Origin of the sequence: Wenzhouxiangella sp. XN79A, assembly GCF_012272825.1 — a bacterium.
GTDB lineage: Bacteria > Pseudomonadota > Gammaproteobacteria > Xanthomonadales > Wenzhouxiangellaceae.
The window spans coordinates 48837-67304 of record NZ_JAAWWS010000162.1; the positions used below are offsets into that span (position 1 = coordinate 48837).

Annotated in this window: 17 protein-coding genes and 1 riboswitch; of the genes, 10 read left to right on the forward strand and 7 right to left on the reverse strand. The window is 68.8% G+C overall.

The window, feature by feature from the left end:
- The first annotated feature begins 46 nt into the window (after window positions 1–46).
- Window positions 47–282: riboswitch (cobalamin riboswitch) on the forward strand.
- A gap of 115 nt (window positions 283–397) precedes the next feature.
- The 3 genes from HFP89_RS13750 to HFP89_RS13760 are packed head-to-tail and all read left to right on the forward strand — an operon-like array spanning window position 398 to window position 3736.
- Complete coding sequence (locus HFP89_RS13750) at window positions 398–2224, forward strand: TonB-dependent receptor (protein ID WP_168718246.1); 1827 nt, start codon at window positions 398–400, stop codon at window positions 2222–2224.
- 49 nt (window positions 2225–2273) lie between these two features.
- Window positions 2274–3248: an FAD:protein FMN transferase gene (locus tag HFP89_RS13755; protein ID WP_168718247.1), complete on the forward strand. Its 975-nt coding sequence runs from the start codon at window positions 2274–2276 to the stop codon at window positions 3246–3248.
- Between the two features lie 53 nt (window positions 3249–3301).
- On the forward strand, window positions 3302–3736 hold the full coding sequence (locus HFP89_RS13760; RefSeq protein WP_168718248.1) for a YidB family protein: 435 nt from the start codon (window positions 3302–3304) through the stop codon (window positions 3734–3736).
- Window positions 3737–3919: 183 nt separating this feature from the next.
- Here HFP89_RS13760 and HFP89_RS13765 read toward each other — a convergent pair whose 3' ends face one another.
- Both HFP89_RS13765 and sufT read right to left on the reverse strand, forming a co-directional pair.
- The gene (locus tag HFP89_RS13765) at window positions 3920–5161 is read right to left on the reverse strand and encodes a hypothetical protein (protein WP_168718249.1); all 1242 of its coding nucleotides are present in this window, start codon (window positions 5159–5161) and stop codon (window positions 3920–3922) included.
- Window positions 5162–5165: 4 nt separating this feature from the next.
- On the reverse strand, window positions 5166–5717 hold the full coding sequence (gene sufT / locus HFP89_RS13770) for a putative Fe-S cluster assembly protein SufT (RefSeq protein WP_168718250.1): 552 nt from the start codon (window positions 5715–5717) through the stop codon (window positions 5166–5168).
- 246 nt (window positions 5718–5963) lie between these two features.
- Here sufT and HFP89_RS13775 point away from each other — a divergent pair, with 246 nt between their 5' ends.
- Window positions 5964–6785 carry a hypothetical protein gene (locus HFP89_RS13775; RefSeq protein WP_168718251.1) on the forward strand — a complete coding sequence of 274 codons (822 nt, stop codon included), beginning with the start codon at window positions 5964–5966 and terminating at the stop codon, window positions 6783–6785.
- 396 nt (window positions 6786–7181) lie between these two features.
- On the opposite strand, the gene HFP89_RS13780 is transcribed toward HFP89_RS13775, so the two are convergent.
- From HFP89_RS13780 to HFP89_RS13795, 4 genes are all read right to left on the reverse strand, one after another.
- Window positions 7182–9104: a M1 family metallopeptidase gene (locus HFP89_RS13780; RefSeq protein WP_168718252.1), complete on the reverse strand. Its 1923-nt coding sequence runs from the start codon at window positions 9102–9104 to the stop codon at window positions 7182–7184.
- Between the two features lie 62 nt (window positions 9105–9166).
- Window positions 9167–9649, reverse strand: coding sequence for a bacterioferritin (bfr, locus tag HFP89_RS13785; protein WP_168718253.1), 483 nt, complete (start codon window positions 9647–9649; stop codon window positions 9167–9169).
- Between the two features lie 80 nt (window positions 9650–9729).
- Window positions 9730–10242 (reverse strand): adenine phosphoribosyltransferase, encoded by a 513-nt coding sequence (locus HFP89_RS13790; protein WP_168718254.1) that lies wholly within the window; start codon window positions 10240–10242, stop codon window positions 9730–9732.
- A gap of 50 nt (window positions 10243–10292) precedes the next feature.
- On the reverse strand, window positions 10293–11237 hold the full coding sequence (locus HFP89_RS13795) for a hydrogen peroxide-inducible genes activator (RefSeq protein WP_168718255.1): 945 nt from the start codon (window positions 11235–11237) through the stop codon (window positions 10293–10295).
- A gap of 150 nt (window positions 11238–11387) precedes the next feature.
- Here HFP89_RS13795 and HFP89_RS13800 point away from each other — a divergent pair, with 150 nt between their 5' ends.
- Genes HFP89_RS13800 through HFP89_RS13820 form a run of 5 tightly spaced genes read left to right on the forward strand, consistent with a single transcriptional unit; the run spans window position 11388 to window position 16704 of the window.
- Window positions 11388–12533: a PLP-dependent aspartate aminotransferase family protein gene (locus tag HFP89_RS13800; protein WP_168718256.1), complete on the forward strand. Its 1146-nt coding sequence runs from the start codon at window positions 11388–11390 to the stop codon at window positions 12531–12533.
- 11 nt (window positions 12534–12544) lie between these two features.
- On the forward strand, window positions 12545–13255 hold the full coding sequence (locus tag HFP89_RS13805; protein ID WP_206212382.1) for a hypothetical protein: 711 nt from the start codon (window positions 12545–12547) through the stop codon (window positions 13253–13255).
- Entirely contained in the window at window positions 13252–14736 is a 1485-nt protein-coding gene (locus HFP89_RS13810; protein WP_168718257.1) for a RimK family protein, read from the forward strand. The genes HFP89_RS13805 and HFP89_RS13810 overlap by 4 nt, the downstream gene beginning before the upstream one ends.
- A 1-nt stretch (window position 14737) precedes the next feature.
- Window positions 14738–15979, forward strand: a complete 1242-nt coding sequence (locus HFP89_RS13815; RefSeq protein ID WP_168718258.1) for a glutamate-cysteine ligase family protein — start codon at window positions 14738–14740, stop codon at window positions 15977–15979.
- A complete protein-coding gene (locus tag HFP89_RS13820) occupies window positions 15946–16704 on the forward strand; it encodes an N-formylglutamate amidohydrolase (protein ID WP_168718259.1) in 759 nt (252 codons plus the stop codon). Before HFP89_RS13815 ends, HFP89_RS13820 begins: the two co-directional genes overlap by 34 nt.
- Here the strand turns inward: HFP89_RS13820 and HFP89_RS13825 are convergent.
- Window positions 16659–16844 carry a hypothetical protein gene (locus HFP89_RS13825; protein WP_168718260.1) on the reverse strand — a complete coding sequence of 62 codons (186 nt, stop codon included), beginning with the start codon at window positions 16842–16844 and terminating at the stop codon, window positions 16659–16661. The two genes, HFP89_RS13820 and HFP89_RS13825, sit on opposite strands and share 46 nt — an antisense overlap.
- Window positions 16845–16975: 131 nt before the next feature.
- Between HFP89_RS13825 and HFP89_RS16370 the strand changes: the two genes are divergently transcribed.
- Complete coding sequence (locus tag HFP89_RS16370; protein WP_168718261.1) at window positions 16976–18421, forward strand: RHS repeat-associated core domain-containing protein; 1446 nt, start codon at window positions 16976–16978, stop codon at window positions 18419–18421.
- Window positions 18422–18468 lie beyond the last annotated feature (47 nt).

Genomic DNA, 18468 nt, shown 5'->3' on the forward strand with positions numbered 1-18468 from the left:
GCCTTCACGTTCTGTATACTTCGCTGCGTCCGGGGAGGATTCCGGGCAAGTCATCAAGGTTCCAGGTGTCCCGTCCGGCGTTTGCGCGTCCGGCGGGGTGAAACGGGAAGCCGGTGGAAATCCGGCGCTGCCCCCGCAACTGTGAACCGGCGCCGTGCATCCCCTGCGATGTGCGGGCGAACCGATCGGCAACCACTGGCGCGCTGCGCCGGGAAGGGATCGGCTCCGTGGGCCAGGGCCCCGCCGGAAGCCAGGAGACCGGCCTCGAACCCATCGTCAACCCGCCGCGGAGGGTGGTCGGGATCGTGGATGCGTTCGGGGTTCCCGACGCGGATCCGTGGTCTCCATGCACCGATGCGGCGCCGAAGGCGCGGGCGTGCGCCGGGAGACCGTTTCCATGCTGAAGTTCGAATGTTTCACGGGCCGTCGGGCCCTGTCCGTTGTTTCTGCCCTTTCCCTTTGCCTGCTGATGGCCTCCGGCTCCTCCGGCGCAGCGCCCGATGCCGGCGCGGTGGTCGAGATCGATCCGCTGGTCGTGACCGCGAACCGCACCGAGCAGCGTGAGGCCGACGTGCCGGCGCGCGTCAGCGTGATCACGCGCGAACGCATCGAGGCCTCGCAGGCCCCGGACCTGGCCGAGCTGCTGCGGCTGGAAGCCGGCATCGACGTGGCCCGGCCGGGTGGGCCGGGCGGTCAGACCAGCGTGTTCCTGCGCGGAACCAACTCCAACCACGTCCTGGTGCTGATCGACGGCGTTCGGGTCAGCGCCAGCGGCACCGGGGCCTTCACCTGGGAGATCCTCGATCCGGCGCTGATCGAGCGGATCGAGATCGTGCGCGGCCCGCGCGCGGCGCGCTGGGGGTCGGACGCGATCGGCGGCGTGATCCAGATCTTCACCCGGCGGGCCGAAGGCGCATCGGCGCGGGTTGCGTACGGATCCGATCGGGACCGCTCGGCCAGCGTCTCGGTGGGCGGGGGCAGCGAAGACCACGCCCTGGACCTGACCGCCGCCTGGCGCAAGGTCGACGGGTTCTCGGCGCAGAACGAGAGCGGATTTGCCTTCGACCCCGATGACGACGGGTTCGAGAACCTCTCCGCTGCGATCGGCGGCCGCCACGCGGTCGGCGGTGGCCGGCTCGACTGGCGTGGCCGCTTCGCCCGCGGCGAAACCGAGTTCGACCAGGGCGTCAGCGAGTTCGACAACGGGTCGCTGCGGATCGACTTCTCGCGGCGGCACGGTGACTGGCGGCTGCGCCTCGGAGGCGGCCTGCTGTCGGATGAACTCGAGACCGAGACCGGCTTCGGCCGCAGCCGGGTCGAAACCCGGCGGCTGCAGCTCGACCTGCAGGCCGAGCGGACGCTTGGCGCGGCGACCTGGCTGATCGGCGCCGATGCCTGGCAGGAAGACGGCGAATCGGCCGATCAGTGGAACGAGGACCGATTCAATCTCGGCCTGTTCACCGGGCTGGAAGGCGCACGCGGCGCGCTGGACTGGGAAGCCGCCGTGCGGGCCGACCGCGACAGCGAATTCGGCACCGAACTGACCGGCAACGCGGCGGTCGGCTATCGATTCGGCGAGCGCTGGCGGGCCTTCGGATCGATCGGTCGTGCATTCCGGGCGCCGAACTTCAGCCAGCTGTATTCGCCGGGCTTCGGCGGCCTGTTCGCCGGCAACCCGGACCTCGATCCCGAGCGGTCCTGGTCAGTCGAAGCCGGCCTGGACTGGCGGCCCACCGAACGCCAGGCGTTGACGCTCAGCGTGTATCGGAACCGCATCGATGATCTGATCGACTTCTCCGGCGTCGACTTCCAGGCCATCAACATCAACGAGGCGCGGATCCGCGGCGTCGAACTGACCCATCGATACTCCGCCGAGCGCTGGTACAGCGAAGCCAGCGCCACCTGGCAGGATCCGCAGGACCTCGCCGCCGATCGCGACCTTTTGCGCCGTGCCGAGGCCCGCTATGCCTGGTCCGGCGGCTGGCGGCTCGACGGCGGGCACCGCCTCGGCGCGGAACTGCTTCATGTCGGCACGCGCCTGGACGTCGGCGGCCTGTCGCTGGATTCGTATACCCTCGTCAACCTGCGCGGCGCGATTGCGCTGGGCCGGGACTGGACTGCGGAGGTGCGCGTTGACAACCTCGCCGACGAGGACTACGAACCGCTGGCCGGCTTCAATGCGCCGGACCGACGGGTGTTCCTGGCGCTGGCCTGGCGCCGGTAGGCGTTCGCTCGCGCCCTCGAGCCGAACACGCGGCGGCCCGGCCGCCGCAGTGATCCTGGCCTCGATTCTGCTGGCCGCTTGCATGCCGCCGGAAGGCGACCACGATGCGACCTTCTTCGTGTTCGGCACCGAGGTCGAAGTCCGCCTGCGCGGCGTCACCGAAGCCCACGCGGCGAACGCCTTCCGCTTGCTGGGACCGGAATTCCAGCGCATGCACCGCGAGTGGCATCCGTGGGAACCCGGCGCCTTGACCGAGTTGAACGCCGAACTGGCCCGTGGCGGTCGCCATCGCACCACGCCGGATCTGGCCGAACTGATCGAAGTCGGCACAAGGCTGGAAACCGAATCGATGGGCCGGTTCAATCCGGCGATCGGGGCGCTGGTGGCGCTCTGGGGCTTCCACACCTCCGCCTACCCGATCACCGATCCGCCGCCGAGCGATGCGGCGGTTGCCGAGCGCCTGGCCTGGCAGCCGTCGATGCGCTCGCTGGTCCTCGATGGGCGCACCGTTCGGGCGCGAGCTCGCGGTGTGCAGCTGGATTTTTCCGGCCTCGCCAAGGGCCTGGCGGTGCGGCGCGCTTGCGAACTGCTCGCCGGGGTCGAAATCACCGACGCGCTGGTCAATGCCGGCGGTGACGTCGCGGTCTGCGGGCCGGGCGCTCGTGCGTGGCGCGTCGGCCTTCGCGACCCGGCCGGAGGCGTGTTGACCACGCTGGAGATCCGGGAACCGGTGGCCGTATTCACCTCCGGCAACGACTACCGATTCGGAGAATTCGACGGCGAGCGCTACGCGCACATCCTGAGCCCGTTCACCGGTCGCCCGGTCGATGCGGTGATGCAGGCCACCGTGATCCACGCCGATCCGCTCCGCGCCGACGCCGGCGCGACGGCGCTGGTCGTGGCCGGACCCGACGCCTGGCGGATGGTGGCCGACGCCATGGGATTGGATCGCGCACTGGTCGTCGACGCCGACGGTCGGGTCGAAGCGACCGAAGGGCTGATCGGCCTCGCCGATTCTCCGTAGAATGAAGCCGAACGTGCCGGCGGTCGGCGCGGGGATGAAGAGGGTTGTGGACCATGAATATCCAGGAACTGCTGAAGATCGGCGCGCAGGCCTTTCAATCCGGCGTGGCCGACCAGATCACCGGCTCGCTGTCGCTGGACACGATCATGGATGCGCTGGCCGGGCTCCTGCCGGGCAAGGGCAGGAACGTCGACCTGGCCTCGCTGGTCGGCAGGATGCAGGGAGGGGGCCTGGCTGCAATGGCCGAGACCTGGCTCGGCGACGGCGGCAACGCCGGCATCGATGCCGGTCAGCTGGTCGAACTGTTCGGTCGTGACTCCATCCGCAGCTTTGCCGGCAAGCTCGGGCTGGACGAGGGTACAGCGCTGTCGGGCTTGCAGGAGGCCGTGCCGACGATGGTCGACCGGGCATCCAGCGGCGGTTCGCTGGAGTCGATCGGCGGCCTGTCGGGCGCGATCGGTCTGGCAGGGAAATTGTTCGGGCGTTGAACGCTTCCTGAAGACGGGTCTCGCAGAGGCGCAGAGACGCGAACGGACAGGCAGAAATCCGGGTTCCGGATTCCGCCAGCGCAAACAACCGACACGACCAACTGACAACCAGGCAACGCTTGTTCGCGTTTCGCCGTTCTCTTGGCGTCTTCGCGCGCACTTTCTGCTTTGCGGCCTTTCTCGTCAGGCGCCCCGTGCCCAGCGGGCGTTGACCGCCTCGAGACGGGCCTGCAGGGCGTCGGGCACGTCGCCGGCGTTCAGTTCGGCCAACCAGTCGGCGGCCAGCGCGCGCCCGGGGTGCTCGGGCCGATCGGCGAGCAGTTCGCAGGCCCGCAGTCTGACGCTCGTGGCTTTGGCCGAGTTGGCGAACACCGCCAGGAAATTCTCCGCGAAGCGCATCGCGAGATCGGGGTGGTCCTGGTCGGCAGCCGCCACGACGAGTGCGCGCATGACCTCGGCGTCCGACAGGCAGAAACCCGGGTCCAGGTCCAGCATCGCTGCACTACGATCCACGGCCTCGACCGGGTCCTCGAAGGCCAGCAGCAGCGCCTCGATATGCATTCGGCCGTGGGTCAGCCGCCGGTCGGGTGGTCCGTCGACGACCAGGTGGCGGGCCAGCTCGGCGTGCATCGCGCGCGAACCGCCGCGGCTGCGGATTTCTTCCCACAGTGCGTCCGGGTCGCGGGTGAAGCGTTCGGGTTCCGGTTCGACCTCGGTGTCGGGATCGGTCAGGTTGAGGTCCTCACGGTGAACGGCCACGGCGCGCCCGGCCAGGTGGAACCAGCCAAGGACGCCGGCGCTCCAGACCGTGAACTGCGCGATCGGGCCGAGCCAGCCGTCGGGCTGGACGATGCGGCCGACGCCCGCGGTCAGTGCATAGATCGCTCCGATTCCCAGCAGTGCGCCGCACAGCAGGCCGTAGTCGCGCCGGCCCAGGCGGGCGGCCAGGCGAAGCCAGGACGGCGGCCAGAGGGCGGTCAGCAGGCTGCGGCCGAGGGTCAGGAGAATCGTCGCGGCGGGCAGGACCAGCAGCAGGGCGAGCGCGCCGAGGGCCGTGCCGAACGGTCCGGCCCAGAGCGTGAGCGCGACCAGCGCCAGTGTGCCGATCAGCCAGAGCGCCACGTGTCGCCAGGCCAGGCCGTCGCCGCCTTCGATCCGGCGCGGCAGGCCGGGGGTGTCGTCGGCCGCTTCCAGCAGGGTCTCCGAGGCGATCCGGTAGAGCATGAACCAGGCGATGAAGCGCAGTACGAACGCGGCCAGACCGCCGAGCGGAATCGGTGCGCGCGCCAGCGCTTCGATGAACACGATGGCGAACCAGAAGCCGGCTACCCAGCGAATGCCCTCGGGCGAGCCGAGGTAGTCGAAGGCATCGGCGAGGCGCAGCGGCTGCGCGCAGGAATCCCGTTCCAGGCCGGTGCGCGCCACCGGTTCAGAACATGCCGGTATCGAGGCGCGCGGATTCCGACATCATTTCCTGGTTCCACGGCGGGTCGAAGGTCAGCGCCACGTCCACGGATTCGACCGTCGGGATGATCATCAGCCGTGAGCGCACATCGTCGACCAGGAAGTCGCCCATGCCGCAGCCGGGCGCGGTCAGCGTCATCGCGATCCGGATGTCGCGGTTGCCTTCATCGTTGCGCTGGATGTCGACCTCGTAGACCAGGCCGAGATCGACGATGTTGATCGGGATCTCGGGGTCGTAGCAGGTCTTGAGCTGGTGGACCACCAGCGCCTCGAAGTCCTCGTCCGACGCGTTCTCCGGCAGCTCGGGCCGCGCCGGCGGCTCGCGGCCGATCGCGTCGGCATCATCGCCGCCGAGCCGGAACAGGCGGCCGTCGACGTAGATCGTGAAGCTGCCGCCCAGCGACTGGGTCAGGTACCCGGTTGTCCCGGCCGGCAGCTCGAGCACCTGGCCATCGGGAATCAGCACGACCTCGGCGTCGCGCTCGAACTTCACCGGCGTGTAGGACTGGGAAAACATCGTCGTCGGGCAGGGCGTTGAATTCAGGACCGATATTGTACGCTTTCGGCGGCCGATTTTGCGTGGCCGAGGGGTGTGCCCTCTTTCTGGGTCGTGCTCGCTGCCTTGGAGGATGGACGCGAAGGCCGCAACGATCGCGAAGAGCACGTCCTCGACCGTCGATGCCCAGCGCTCGCTGGGTGGCCGGTGCGAGCGCGGGTGCCGGGGTGGGTAGACTGGGGCGAGGTGGGCCGATGGAGGATCGTGATGAACGGAAGGGTTCGATTCGTCCTGTTGGTGCCGGTCATCGCCGGCGCGTACTGGCTGGGACTGCATCACGGCGCCTCGCCCGTCGAGGAGGGTGCGCCGCAGACTGCAGCGGTACCGGATGCCGCGCCGCCTGCGTTTCGTACTCCCACCGCCGACCGTTTTCGAGCCGAGACTGCGGAGGCCGCGGCTCGGCTGCGCACCCCGTCCGATCGTCCGGCCTTTCAACCGGCGCAGGACGACCCGGGCGCGGAGCCGCGCCCCGGCTCGGGCCGCGCCTGGATGCGCGAGCACGGATTTCCGCTGGACGACCTGGAAGTGCAGCGGTATTCGAACATGAGCGACGCCGAACTGGCCCGGCGCGCCGGCGAGGACAAGCTCGCGGCCTACGAGCAGTGCTACCGGCAGCTCTTTCGAGACAACAGGGGGGAAGTCGCGCTGGACTGCTTCGTCGAACTGGCTGCGCGCGGCTCGCACTACGCGATGCAGATGCTGGCCTTCTCCTATCTGGGAACCGGCGCCGAAGGCGTGGTCGTGGATCCGCTGCTGGCCCAGGCCTGGTTCCGGGCCTCGTACCGGCTCGGCGACTGGACCGCGCTGATGGTCGCGCATCGTTTGAACGCCAACGAGCCGATGCAGCCGGATGAACTGCTGCTGGCCGACGCGCTGGCTGCGCAGATCGTCGCCGACCTCGACCGCCGCCACCGCGCACGCACCGGCGAGCCGCTGCCCATCACCCCGCTACCGGGCCACGACCAGGCCATCGCCCACTACCTCGAACACGGCCTCGACGACCCCACGGCCTCGCCGCCTGATCCGTGACTGTGCCCGGTTCGAGCGTGCCGGAATCGTCGTTGGAGGACGCGCGCGAAGGCGCGAAGGGAAAGGCAAAATCCGGTTTCCGGGTTCGGCAGTCGGCGCTCCTTCGACGGACCGCTCTTGCCACCCACCACCAACCAACAACCAACAACCAACAACCAACAACCAACAACAAAAATAACGCCTGTTCGCGTTTCGCCTTTCTCTCCGCGTCTTTGCGTCTTTGCGCGAATCAGCTAGCGGATCGAAGCCAGCCCACCCGAATCCTCGACACCGCCCGCTGGATCGTCGACGCACAGGGAATCGCCCAAGAACATTCTCTTCGCGTTCTTCACCCCTTCGCCCGGTTCGCGTCCATCCTCCAGAAAATCAAGGCGCAACGACCGCGAAGAGCCGCCCTCAACCGTCGATGCCCAGCGCGCGTTCGGCGGCGGCGCGGGTCATCGGGTGGTAGCGCGGGCGGGCACGCTGGTAGATCTCGATGGCCCGGTCGCGGCCCCAGTCGGTGGCGGCCAGTTCTTCGTAGAGCGGACGGGTGAACTTGTTGCGGCCGACGTCGACCAGGAAACTTTCCAGCCGCTCCAGGCCCGGTTCGTAGCGGGTTTCGATGGCGCGCACCAGCCACAGGTACAGGATCTCGACGTTGCCGCTTCCGGTCAGGTCGTAGGCCGCGTCGAGTTCGGCCATCTGCTCGAGCGTCAGGACATCGCCCAGCCCGAGCAGGAACCGGCGCCACTCGCTGACCGTCCAGTCGGCGGTCGGGATGTCGGCCAGCTCGATCTCGCCGGCCAGCCACTGCCGGCGGTAGTCGTTGACGATCTCGAAGGCATCGGACTGCGGGATCACCGCGTCGTCGGGTAGGCCGGGCGCGTAGATCCATTCCTCGAGCTCGGCCTTCGTGACCCGTTCGCCGTGCTCGGCCAGCAGCGTGGTGTCGAGATAGGCGAGGAAGTCTTCGGTGTCGATGGATTCGAACGCGAAGTGATCGAAGTAGTCGGTCAGGAAGGCATCGAAGGCCTCGCGACCGACCCGGGCTTCGAGCCACTGCAGGAACAGCCGGCCCTTGTCGTAGGGGATGCCGGTGAAGGAGGCTTCCGGGTCCTGGCCGACCAGGTCGCGGGCCAGGACCTGCTCGGCGTCGCTCAGTTCCTCGAGCTGGGCCTTGAGGTTCTCGAAGTCCAGCGTGCCTTCCATGTCCTTGCGGCGCGTGCCGTAGAGGTTCTCGACGATCCGCGATTCGAAGTAGGTGGTGAAGCCCTCGTTCAGCCACAGATCGCGCCAGGCGGCGTTGGTGACCAGGTTGCCGGACCAGGAGTGGGCCAGCTCGTGCGCGATCAGCGCGGTCAGCGAGCGGTCGCCGGCGATCACGGTCGGGGTGATGAACGACAGGCGCGGGTTTTCCATGCCGCCGAACGGGAAGCTCGGCGGCAGGATCAGCAGGTCGTAGCGGTCCCAGCGGTAGTCGCCGTAGAGCGCCTCGCCGACGTCGATCATTTCTTCCAGTTCACCGAACTCGTACGCCGCGGCCTCGAGCCGGGACGGTTCGGCGTAGACGCCCGAGCGCGGCCCGATCTCGCGGAACTCGAGCTCACCGACGGCAATCGCCATCAGGTACGAAGGGATCGGCTGCGGCATCGTGAACGTGTAGGTGCCGTCGGCGGCCGGCTCGGTCGGGTTGCCGCCGGCGCCCATCACGGCGATGAGTCCGCGCGGCACGCGCACGGTGGCGTCGAAGGTGTAGCGAACGCCCGGCGTGTCCTGCAGCGGCACCCAGGTGCGCGCGAAGATCGGCTGCGACTGCGAGAACAGGAACGGCCGGCCCGACAGGGTCTGCCGGCCGTCGAGCCACTGCAGGCCGTAGGCTTCGGGGGTGGTCGAGTAGTCGATGCGGACCCGGTCGGCGCCGCCCGGCAGCGCAACGACCAGTGGCCGGCCGAGCCAGGGCTGGTCGGGATCGCCTTCGCCGAGCCGCCATGACAGCGGTTCGAGGGCGTCGTCGTCCAGGACCCGATTCACGTCGCGGATCTCGAGCTGGCGGGTATCGAGCACCAGCCGCTCGGCCGCGGCGCCCTCGATGCGTTCCAGATCGAGCACGACGAAGCCGTCGAGCACGCGCCGACGAAGGTCCACGTCGAGGTCCAGCGTCATGTGGTCGATGGCGACCGCATCGTGGTTGGCGTAACTGTGCGGATCGGGGCCGGTCGGGATCGGTGCCGGCCGCTCGCCGCGGGCGACGTCCGGTGCGGTGGCGTCGGGCGCCGGCGAGCAGGCGGCCGCGCACAGCGCCAGCGCACCGCCGATCAGCAGTCGGTTCAGGGTCATCGGGGTGGCCTCTCTCGAATCGGACCGACCGGGCAGGGCGCCCGGCCGGAGTCGGCGGTGGTTCAGCCTTCGCTGGCGGGTTTCATCTGCGATTGCAGGTAGTTCTGCTCGCCGAGCTTGTCCATCAGGGCAAGCTGGGTTTCCAGCCAGTCGACGTGGCCTTCTTCGTCGTTCAGGATCTTCTGGAACAGATCGCGCGAGACATAATCCCGGACCTGCTCGGCATACTCGACCGCGTCGCGCAGGTCGGGGATGGCCTGGTGTTCGAGCGCCAGGTCGCATTCCAGCAGCTCACGGACGTTCTCGCCGATGCGCAGCTTGCCGAGGTCCTGCAGGTTGGGCAGGCCTTCGAGGAACAGGATGCGGTTGATGACCTCGTCGGCATGCTGCATTTCCTCGATCGACTCGGCGTATTCCTTCTTGCCGAGGATCTCCAGGCCCCAGTCGTCGAGCATGCGGGCATGCAGGAAGTACTGGTTGATCGCGGTCAGTTCGTTCTTCAGCACCTTGTTCAGGTGCTCGATGATGGTGGCGTCGCCCTTCATGTGCGGTCGGCTCGGGTATGGATTTCAGGCGCGAGGATACCGCACCTTCCGACCGTCTCCGGGAATGAGAAGCGCTTGCGTCAGGCGTCCAGCACGGTGTGGACGGCCACCGGAACGCGTTCGACGCCGTCCAGTGCGGACAGCCGGATCAGCACCGCGCAGCCGATCAGCTCGCCGCCGGCGTCGTTGACCAGCTCGCAGCTTGCCGCCATGGTGCCGCCGGTGGCCAGCACGTCGTCGACGAGCAGAACCCGGTCGCCGGGGCGCACGGCATCGCTGTGCATCTCGACGGCATCACTGCCGTATTCGAGCGTGTAGTCGCGACGCAGCGTGGCGCGCGGCAGCTTGCCGGGTTTGCGCACCGGGATGAAGCCGGCGCCGAGCGCCCGGGCGACCGCGGTACCGAAGATGAAGCCGCGTGACTCGATGCCGACGACCTGGTCGATGTGGTGGCCGACGAACGGCTCGTACAGTCGATCGACCGCCCAGGCCAGGCCTTCCGGGTGGGCCAGCAGCGGCGTGATGTCCTTGAACACGATGCCGGGCTCGGGCCAGTCCGGGACGTCGCGGATCAGCGAAATGAAGTCGGTCATGCGGTTGCGCTCATCGAACGGGTGCGCCCGAGCATACCGCAGCCCGGCGCTCAGCCCAGCTTGCTGGAGTCCAGCCGTTCCAGACCGGGGTGGTGGCGCTCGAGATCGCGCAGGATGGCATCCCCGATGCGCCGGATCGCCGGCGAGGTGCCGGTGCTCTTGCGCCACGCCAGGCCGATCCGCCGGACCAGCGGATTGCCCTCGATCGGCCGGGCCACCACGTCGCCGCGACCGTCGATCTCGGAGGCCACGTACAGGTAGGGCAGGAAGCACACGCCGGTGCCCATGCCGGCCATCAGGCGCAGTGCGTCGAGGCTGGCCGAGTCGTAGCGGGCGTTGATCTCGGCGCCGTGTTTCCTGCAGAAGGTGTCGATCTGGCGGTGGTATTGCGACCGGGCGCTGAACGACAGCGCCTCGACGCCCTTGAGTTCCCTCGGGTGGATCGGCGTATCGCCGGCCAGCGGGTGGTCGAGCGCGCAGACCATCAGCAGCGGCTCCTCGAACAGTTCACGACAGACCAGGTCACCGCGCCCGGCCGGCATCTCGGTCAGGATCAGGTCGTGGACGCCGTTGAGCAATTGTTCGGCCAGCGGTTCGGAAAAGTCCTCGCGGATGCGCAGGCGCAGTTGGGGGAACTCCTTGTGCAGCCGGCGCACCACCGGCGGCATCAGGTACGGACCGACGCTGGTCTTGACGCCGAACTGCAGCGTGCCGCTGAGTGTCTTCATCGCTTCACTGGCGTAGTCCTCGAGCGCCTGGACCTCGCGCAGGATGGTGTGGGTCCTGGCCAGGACTTCGCGGCCGACGGGCGTCAGCTGGGCACCGCGCCGTCCGCGCTCGGCCAGCCGGACCCCGAGGTGTGCTTCGAGCCCATCGATCTGTGCGCTGAGCGACGGCTGGCTGATGCCACACTGCTCGGCGGCCTTCCGGTAATTCTCGCAATCGGCGAGGGCAGAGAAGTAGCGGAGCTGCTTGAAGGTCAGTTCGCGGGACATTGCTCGTGCGATTCCGATGGAACAGGGCGGAAATATAGTACATAACCTATGAAAAGGCGAGCCTTCACGCCATCGATCGATCTGCACGACCGTGTTTTTCGGTCGGCAAGAGCGCATGCTATGCACCCCTGATCCACCGACGAGCTCGCCATGACCGATCGAACCCGACTCCCGACCCTCTGTGTGCATGCCGGTCAGCGCAAGGGGCCGGCCGAGAACGGCCTGAACACACCGATCGTCACCTCCACGGCCTACGACTACACCGGCGGCGAGGGCGTACGGTACCCGCGCTACCTGAACACGCCCAACCACCAGGTCGTGGCGGCCAAGATCGCTGCGCTGGAAGGTGCCGAGGATGCGCTGGTGTCCGCCTCCGGGCTGGGCTCGATCAGTGCGCTGCTGTTCGGCCTGCTCGAGCCCGGCGATCACGTGATCCTGCTCGACGGACTCTACGGCGGGACTTCGGACCTGATCGACGGGCTGCTGGTGCCCTGGGGCCTGCGTCATTCGACCTGGGACGGCGATCCGGGCACGCTGGCGGGCCTGATCGAGCCGCGGACCCGGCTGGCCTGGGTCGAATCGCCGACCAACCCGCTGCTGCGGGTGATCGACCTGGCGGCGACCGCAGCCATCCTCAACGAACGCGGCGTGCTGGCGGCGATCGACAACACCTTCGCCACGCCGATCCTGCAGCGGCCGCTGGCGCTGGGCTTCGACCTGGTCATGCACTCGGCGACCAAGTACTTCGGCGGGCATTCCGACCTGCTGTGTGGTGCGCTGGCCGGCTCGGCCGAACTCATCGACCGGATTCGCCCGGCCGCGATCCGGCTCGGGTCCAGCCTGAACGGCCAGGACCTCGCCCTGCTCGAGCGCTCGATGAAGACGCTGGCGCTGCGCGTCGAGCGGCAGAGCGCCAGTGCGCTGGAGCTGGCCCGCTCGCTGGCCGAGCATGCCGCCATTGCCGAGGTGTACTATCCGGGGCTGCCGGAGGATCCCGGCCATGCCATCGCGCGGCGGCAGATGGACGGCTTCGGCGGCATGCTCGGCTTCCGGCTGGCCGGCGATCGAGATCCCGGTCGGTTCCTGGCGGCGCTGGAGTTCATCGCGCCGGCGGTCAGCCTGGCCGGCGTCGAATCGACGATCTGCCAGCCGTCCCGGACCAGCCACGCGCGGGTCGCCGCCGCGGTCCGCGAGCGGCTGGGCATCGACGACCGGCTGATGCGCCTGTCGGTCGGCATCGAGTCGCTCGAGGACCTGGTCGAAGACCTCGGCCGGGCGCTCGGCCAGGCCGGTTGAAGGACCGTTCCGTGTCGCCCCCTGGCCGTGCGCCGCGGATCGAGGCCCAGCCCGACACCACGACCTGCGGGCCGACCTGCCTGCACGCCCTGTATCGGCACTTCGGCGATGGCATCGTCCTCGACGAAGTCATCGAAACCATCCACCGGCTCGACCACGGCGGGACGCTGGACGTGTTCCTGGCCAACCACGCGCTGGCGCGCGGCTACACCGCCGAAATCCATACCTACAACCTCGAGGTGTTCGATCCGACCTGGTTCGAGGGCAGGGTCGACATCGCCGAGCGTCTGCGCACCCAGGCCTGGGCCAAGAACAACCCGAAGCTGACCGTTGCCACGACCGGCTACCTTCACTTCCTGGCCGCCGGCGGCCGGCTGCGCTTCTCCGACCTGACCCGCACCCTGATCCGCCGCCTGCTCCGCGATGGGCATCCGGTGCTGACCGGTCTGAGCGCGACCTACCTGTATCGCAGCATGCGCGAGTGGGGCCCGGACGACGAAGACGACGACATCCGCGGCCGCCCGGTCGGGCACTTCGTGCTGCTGACCGACTACGACCGGACCACCCGCGAGGTCGGCATTGCCGACCCGATGGCCGGCAATCCGCTCGGCAGCCAGCGCTACCGGGTCCATATCGACCGCGTGATCGGTGCGGTGTTGCTCGGCTCGCTGACCTACGACGCCAACCTGGTCGTGATCCGGCCGAGGAAAAACGCCGCATGAAGCACTGGGTGGTGGCCGAAACGCTGGAGCCGTGGCTGACCGAACTGCCCGGCGTCGAGTGCGTTGCCGCGCGCGACTACCTGGCCGACCCGGCCCGTTCGGACCAGCGTGGCGTGCGTGTCTACAACCTCTGCCGCAGTCTGCGCTACCAGGCCACCGGCTACTACGTCTCGCTGCTGGCCGCCGCGCGCGGCCATCGGCCGCTGCCGTCGGTCGGCACGCTGCAGGACCTGAAGAACCCCTCGGTGGTCCGGCTGGTGTCCGGCGACCTGCAGGCCGCCATCCAGAAGAGCCTGAAGGCGCTGCAGTCGGATCACTTCGTGCTGTCGATCTACTTCGGTCGCAACCTGGCCGAACGCCACGACACGCTGAGCCGGGCCCTGTTCAAGCTGTTCCCGGCGCCGCTGCTGCGCGCCGAGTTCACCCGGGTCAACGACGAGTGGCTGCTGCGCCGCATCGCGCCGCTGGACTTCGCCGAGGTGCCGGAGGGCCACCGGGGCTTCCTTCACGAGGCGGCGCGCCGGTATTTCGCCGGCGAACGTCCGCGCACGCCGCGCAGCAAACCGACGCGGTTCGACCTGGCGATGCTGGTCAACCCGGCCGAGGCCCACCCGCCGTCCGACGAGCGCGCCCTGAAACGCTTCGAGAAGGCCGGCGCCGAGCTCGGGCTGGCGGTCGAGCGGATCGGCCCCGACGACATCGGCCGGCTGGCCGAGTTCGACGGCCTGTTCATCCGCGAGACCACCGCCGTCAACCACCACACCTTCCGCTTCGCGCGCAAGGCCGCCGCCGAGGGGCTGGTCGTCATCGACGACCCGGACTCGATCCTGAAGTGCACCAACAAGGTCTACCTGGCCGAGCTGCTGGCCCGCCACCACGTCGCCGCGCCGAAGACGCTGCTGGTCCACCGCGACAACATCGACCAGGTCGAAGCCGCACTCGGCCTGCCGGTGGTGCTCAAGCAGCCCGACAGCGCGTTCTCCGCCGGCGTGGTCAAGGTGCGCGAAGCCCGGGAGCTCAAGCCCACGATCCGCAAGCTGTTGAAGCACTCCGAGCTGGTCGTCGCCCAGGAGTACCTGCCGACCGACTTCGACTGGCGGGTCGGGGTGCTCGACGGCCGGCCGCTGTACGTGTGCCGCTACTACATGGCCCGCGGTCACTGGCAGATCATCAAGCACGACGGCGAGAAGGGCGCCGACGAGGGCAACGCCGACACGGTGGCCGTCGGTGAGGCGCCGGAGCGCGTGGTCCGCACGGCGCTGAAGGCCGCTTCGCTGATCGGCGACGGCCTCTACGGCGTCGACCTGAAGGAAGTGGACGGCCGCGTGCTGGTCATCGAGGTCAACGACAACCCGTCGATCGACGCCGGCTGCGAGGACGCGGTGCTGAAGGGCGCGCTGTACCGCGAAATCCTGGGCAGCCTGCTCCGACGGATCGAGGCGCGAAAGCAGGGCCTGACCGCGGGACGCTCCGGAGACTGACATGCCGACCCTGGATCCGCCCTACGAGATCGAATTCCTGCACGCCTTCGCCGGCTACGGTATCGAGCTCGAATACATGATCGTCGACCGCGCCACGATGCGCGCGAAACCGATCGCCGACGTGCTGCTGCACGACGAGACCGGCGAGGTCGTCAACGAGGTGGCGCACGGCGACATCGCCTGGTCGAACGAGCTGGTCCGGCACGTCGTCGAACTCAAGACCAACGGACCGGCGCCGACGCTCGACGGCCTCGGCGAGCGTTTCCACCGGGACCTCGTGACGATCAATCGGCGGCTCGAGACCGAAGGTGCCTGCCTGCTGCCGGGCGCGGCGCATCCGCTGTTCGAGCCGGACCGGGAAACGGTGCTGTGGCCCTTCGGCCAGAACGAGATCTACGCCGCCTACGACCGCATCTTCGGCTGCCGCGGCCACGGCTGGTCCAACCTTCAGTCGATGCACATCAACCTGCCGTTCGCCACCGACGAGGAGTTCACCCGGCTGCACGCGGCGATCCGCGTCGCCCTGCCGCTGATTCCGGCCCTGTCGGCGGCCTCGCCGTACCTCGACGGCCGCTTCGGCGGCTGGCTGGACAATCGATTGAGGTTCTACCGCGACAACCAGAAGGCCGTTCCGGCGATCTCCGGCCGCGTGGTGCCCGAGCCGGTGACCTCGATCGAGGACTACCACGCCCGCATCCTCCTGCCGATGTACGACGCGGTGAAACCGCTGGACCCGGACGGCGTCCTGAACGACGACTGGCTGAACTCCCGCGGTGCGATCGCCCGCTTCGAGCGCCGGACCCTCGAGATCCGCATCATCGACCTGCAGGAAGCCCCGTCCATCGACCTGGCGATCGCCGAGGCCGTCGTCGCGCTGGTGCGGGTCTTCTACGACGGTCGGGTCGGCTTCGACGACCAGCAGGCGGTGGCCACCGAGGCCCTGTCCACGCTGCTGTTCGACTGCGCGGCGCGCGGTCCGGAGGCGGTCATCGACGACGCCGGAATCGCGGCGCTGTACCGGGTCGAGCCGGGGACGCGCGCCGCTGACGCACTGGCCCGACTGCTGGAGCGCGGCTGGCTGGGTGATGATGCGTCGGGCCGGATCGCCCTGCTGCTCGAGCACGGGCCGCTGGCCGCCCGCCTGTACCGCGCGCTGGGCGACGCTCCGAGCGAGCGTGAACTGGTCGATGCCTGCACGGAGCTGGCCGCATGCCTGGCCGAGAACCGCCCCTATCGGTCCTGATCACCGCCGAACACGCGTCCAACGCGGTCCCTTCGCGCTGGGCGGAGCTGTTCGACGACAGCCGGGACGTGCTGAGGACGCACCGCGCCTGGGACCCGGGCAGCCTGCCGCTGGCCCGCGCGCTCGCCGAGGCGCTGGGCGCGAAACTCATGACGGGCCGCTGGACTCGGCTGCTCGTCGACCTGAACCGCTCCGAGCACCACCCGAAGCGCTTTTCGGCGTTCTCCAGGACGCTGACCGCCGCCGAGCGAGAGGAACTGACCCGCGCCCTCTGGCGGTCCCACTGGCAGGCCTATGCCGAGTTCGTCCGCGCCGCCCCGGGCCGGGTGATCCACCTGGCCTGCCACAGCTTCACGCCGGTGCTCGACGGCAAAGTGCGCAGTACCGACATCGGCCTGCTGCACGATCCGTCGCGCCCGGACGAGGACGCGTTCTGCAGGGCGCTGCAGAAGGCCCTCCGGGGGCGCGATCCGGATCTCGCCGTGCACCGCAATCGCCCGTATCGGGGCACCAGCGACGGCCTCGGCGCCTGGCATCGGCGCATGTTCGACGATTCGAAGCTGAACACGCTGGAGATCGAGTTGAACCAGCGCTTCGCCGAGGGCCGCGAGGCGGTGGCCGTCCGCACGGCGATCGTGACCGCCGCCGTCGAAGCGATCGCCACCTTGGCGGGCGGGGGTCAGCGCGCCGCGTCGGTCCAGAACCGATCGCCGGCCGCGTCGTAGATCACGCGTCGTTCGCGCAGCAACCCGACGCCGATCAACGCGTCCCAGGGCGGGTCGGCATCGGCGCCGCCGGTCTCGCGGGCCAGGCGGATGTCCAGCTTCGTCCAGGTCGCCTTGCCGATGGGGCGTTCTGAACGCACACCGCGAGGTCTTCCACTACGATGCCCGCGATCGGCTGATTCACCTCCAGCGCTCGGTCAACGGCGGTACGCTGGGCACGGTCCAGCGGCTGCGCTACGATCTGTCCGGCAATATCCTGTGCAAGTCCGACGTGTCCTCGGCCAGCTGCACCGGCAGCCAGACCAACTATGCCTACGGCGCCGGCAACGCCGGCCCGCACGCCGCCACGACGGCCGGGCCGCGCACGCTCATCTACGACGCCAACGGCAACGTCACGTCGGACCGGAACAACGGCATCACCGACCGCCAGTTCCACTACACCAGCTACGACAAGCTCCGCCGGGTCACCCGCGGCCCGCGCCAGGTCGAGTTCCACTACGGCGCCGACCGCGCCCGCACGCTGCGGGTGGACCGGGAGGGCGGCTCGATCGCCCGGCGCACGCACTACGTGGGCGCGGTGGAGGTGGTCTGGAAGGGCAGCAACCCATCATCGTCCGGCGGCGAGTACCGCCGCTCGATCGCCGGGGTGGCGCTGGCGACCTTCTACGCGGCCAGCGGTGTCGACCGGGTGCGCTACCTGCACACCGACCACCTGGGCTCGATCGTGGCGATGAGCGACGAGAACGGCCTGATCGAGTCGCGCACGGGCTTCGACGCCTGGGGCCAGCGGCGCGACGGCGACCACTGGGGCTCGGTGTGGCAGCAGTGGCTGCTGGGCATGACGCCTGCCTGGGCGGCCGTCCAGCTGGAGGTCACGCCCAGGGGCTTTACCGGCCACGAGCACGTCGACGAGATGGGCCTGATCCACATGAACGGTCGGATCTACGACGCCTTGCTGGGGCGGTTCCTGCAGGCCGACCCGTTCGTCGAGGACGCCACCACGCTGAACCGCTACACCTACGTGCACAACAACCCGCTGGCGTATACGGATCCGAGCGGGTATTTCAGTTTGAAGAAGGCGTTCCGGACGATCGTCTCGATCGCGATCTCGGTGATCGCGGCGAAGGTCACGCTGGGCTTCGGGTTCACGTTCAAGGGGTTCCTGAGCGCCGTGCTCGGCGGCGCGGCCTCGGGCGCGGTGGCCGCCGGCAGCGTGGAGGGTGCGCTCTGGGGCGCATTCGCCGGCGGGGTCTTCTTCGGGATCGGCCAGCAGTTCGCCGGCACGGCCGGCGACGGGGGCGTGTTCGGTACCAGCTACACCGGACCGGAGCTTGCAAAGGCCAGTGTCGCGCACGGGATTGCCGGTGGTACGATCGCCGAGCTGCAGGGCGGAAAGTTCGGGCACGGGTTCCTGTCGGCGGGCGTGGCCAAGGCAGCGACGCCGGCGGCGATGAGTGTCAGCAAGGACGTGTTCGTGCAGGGTGCGGCCGTGGCGATCGTCGGCGGGACGACGTCTCGGATCAGTGGGGGAAAGTTTGCGAACGGGGCGGTGACGGCGGCGATGGGGTTTGCGTTTAATCAGTGTGCTACTGAGGGTTGTGGTCGAGTTGATGAAAGTACGGAACGGGAAGGTGGAGTTTCGTCCTTTTTCAGGGGCTCAAGATCATTTTTGGCTATATCCGGATCTCGCAAAGCTCTGATCGCCCGCAGCGCCTGATCTGACTGTCTTTGCCGGCGTTTTCATAGTGTGCGGAACCGCACTGG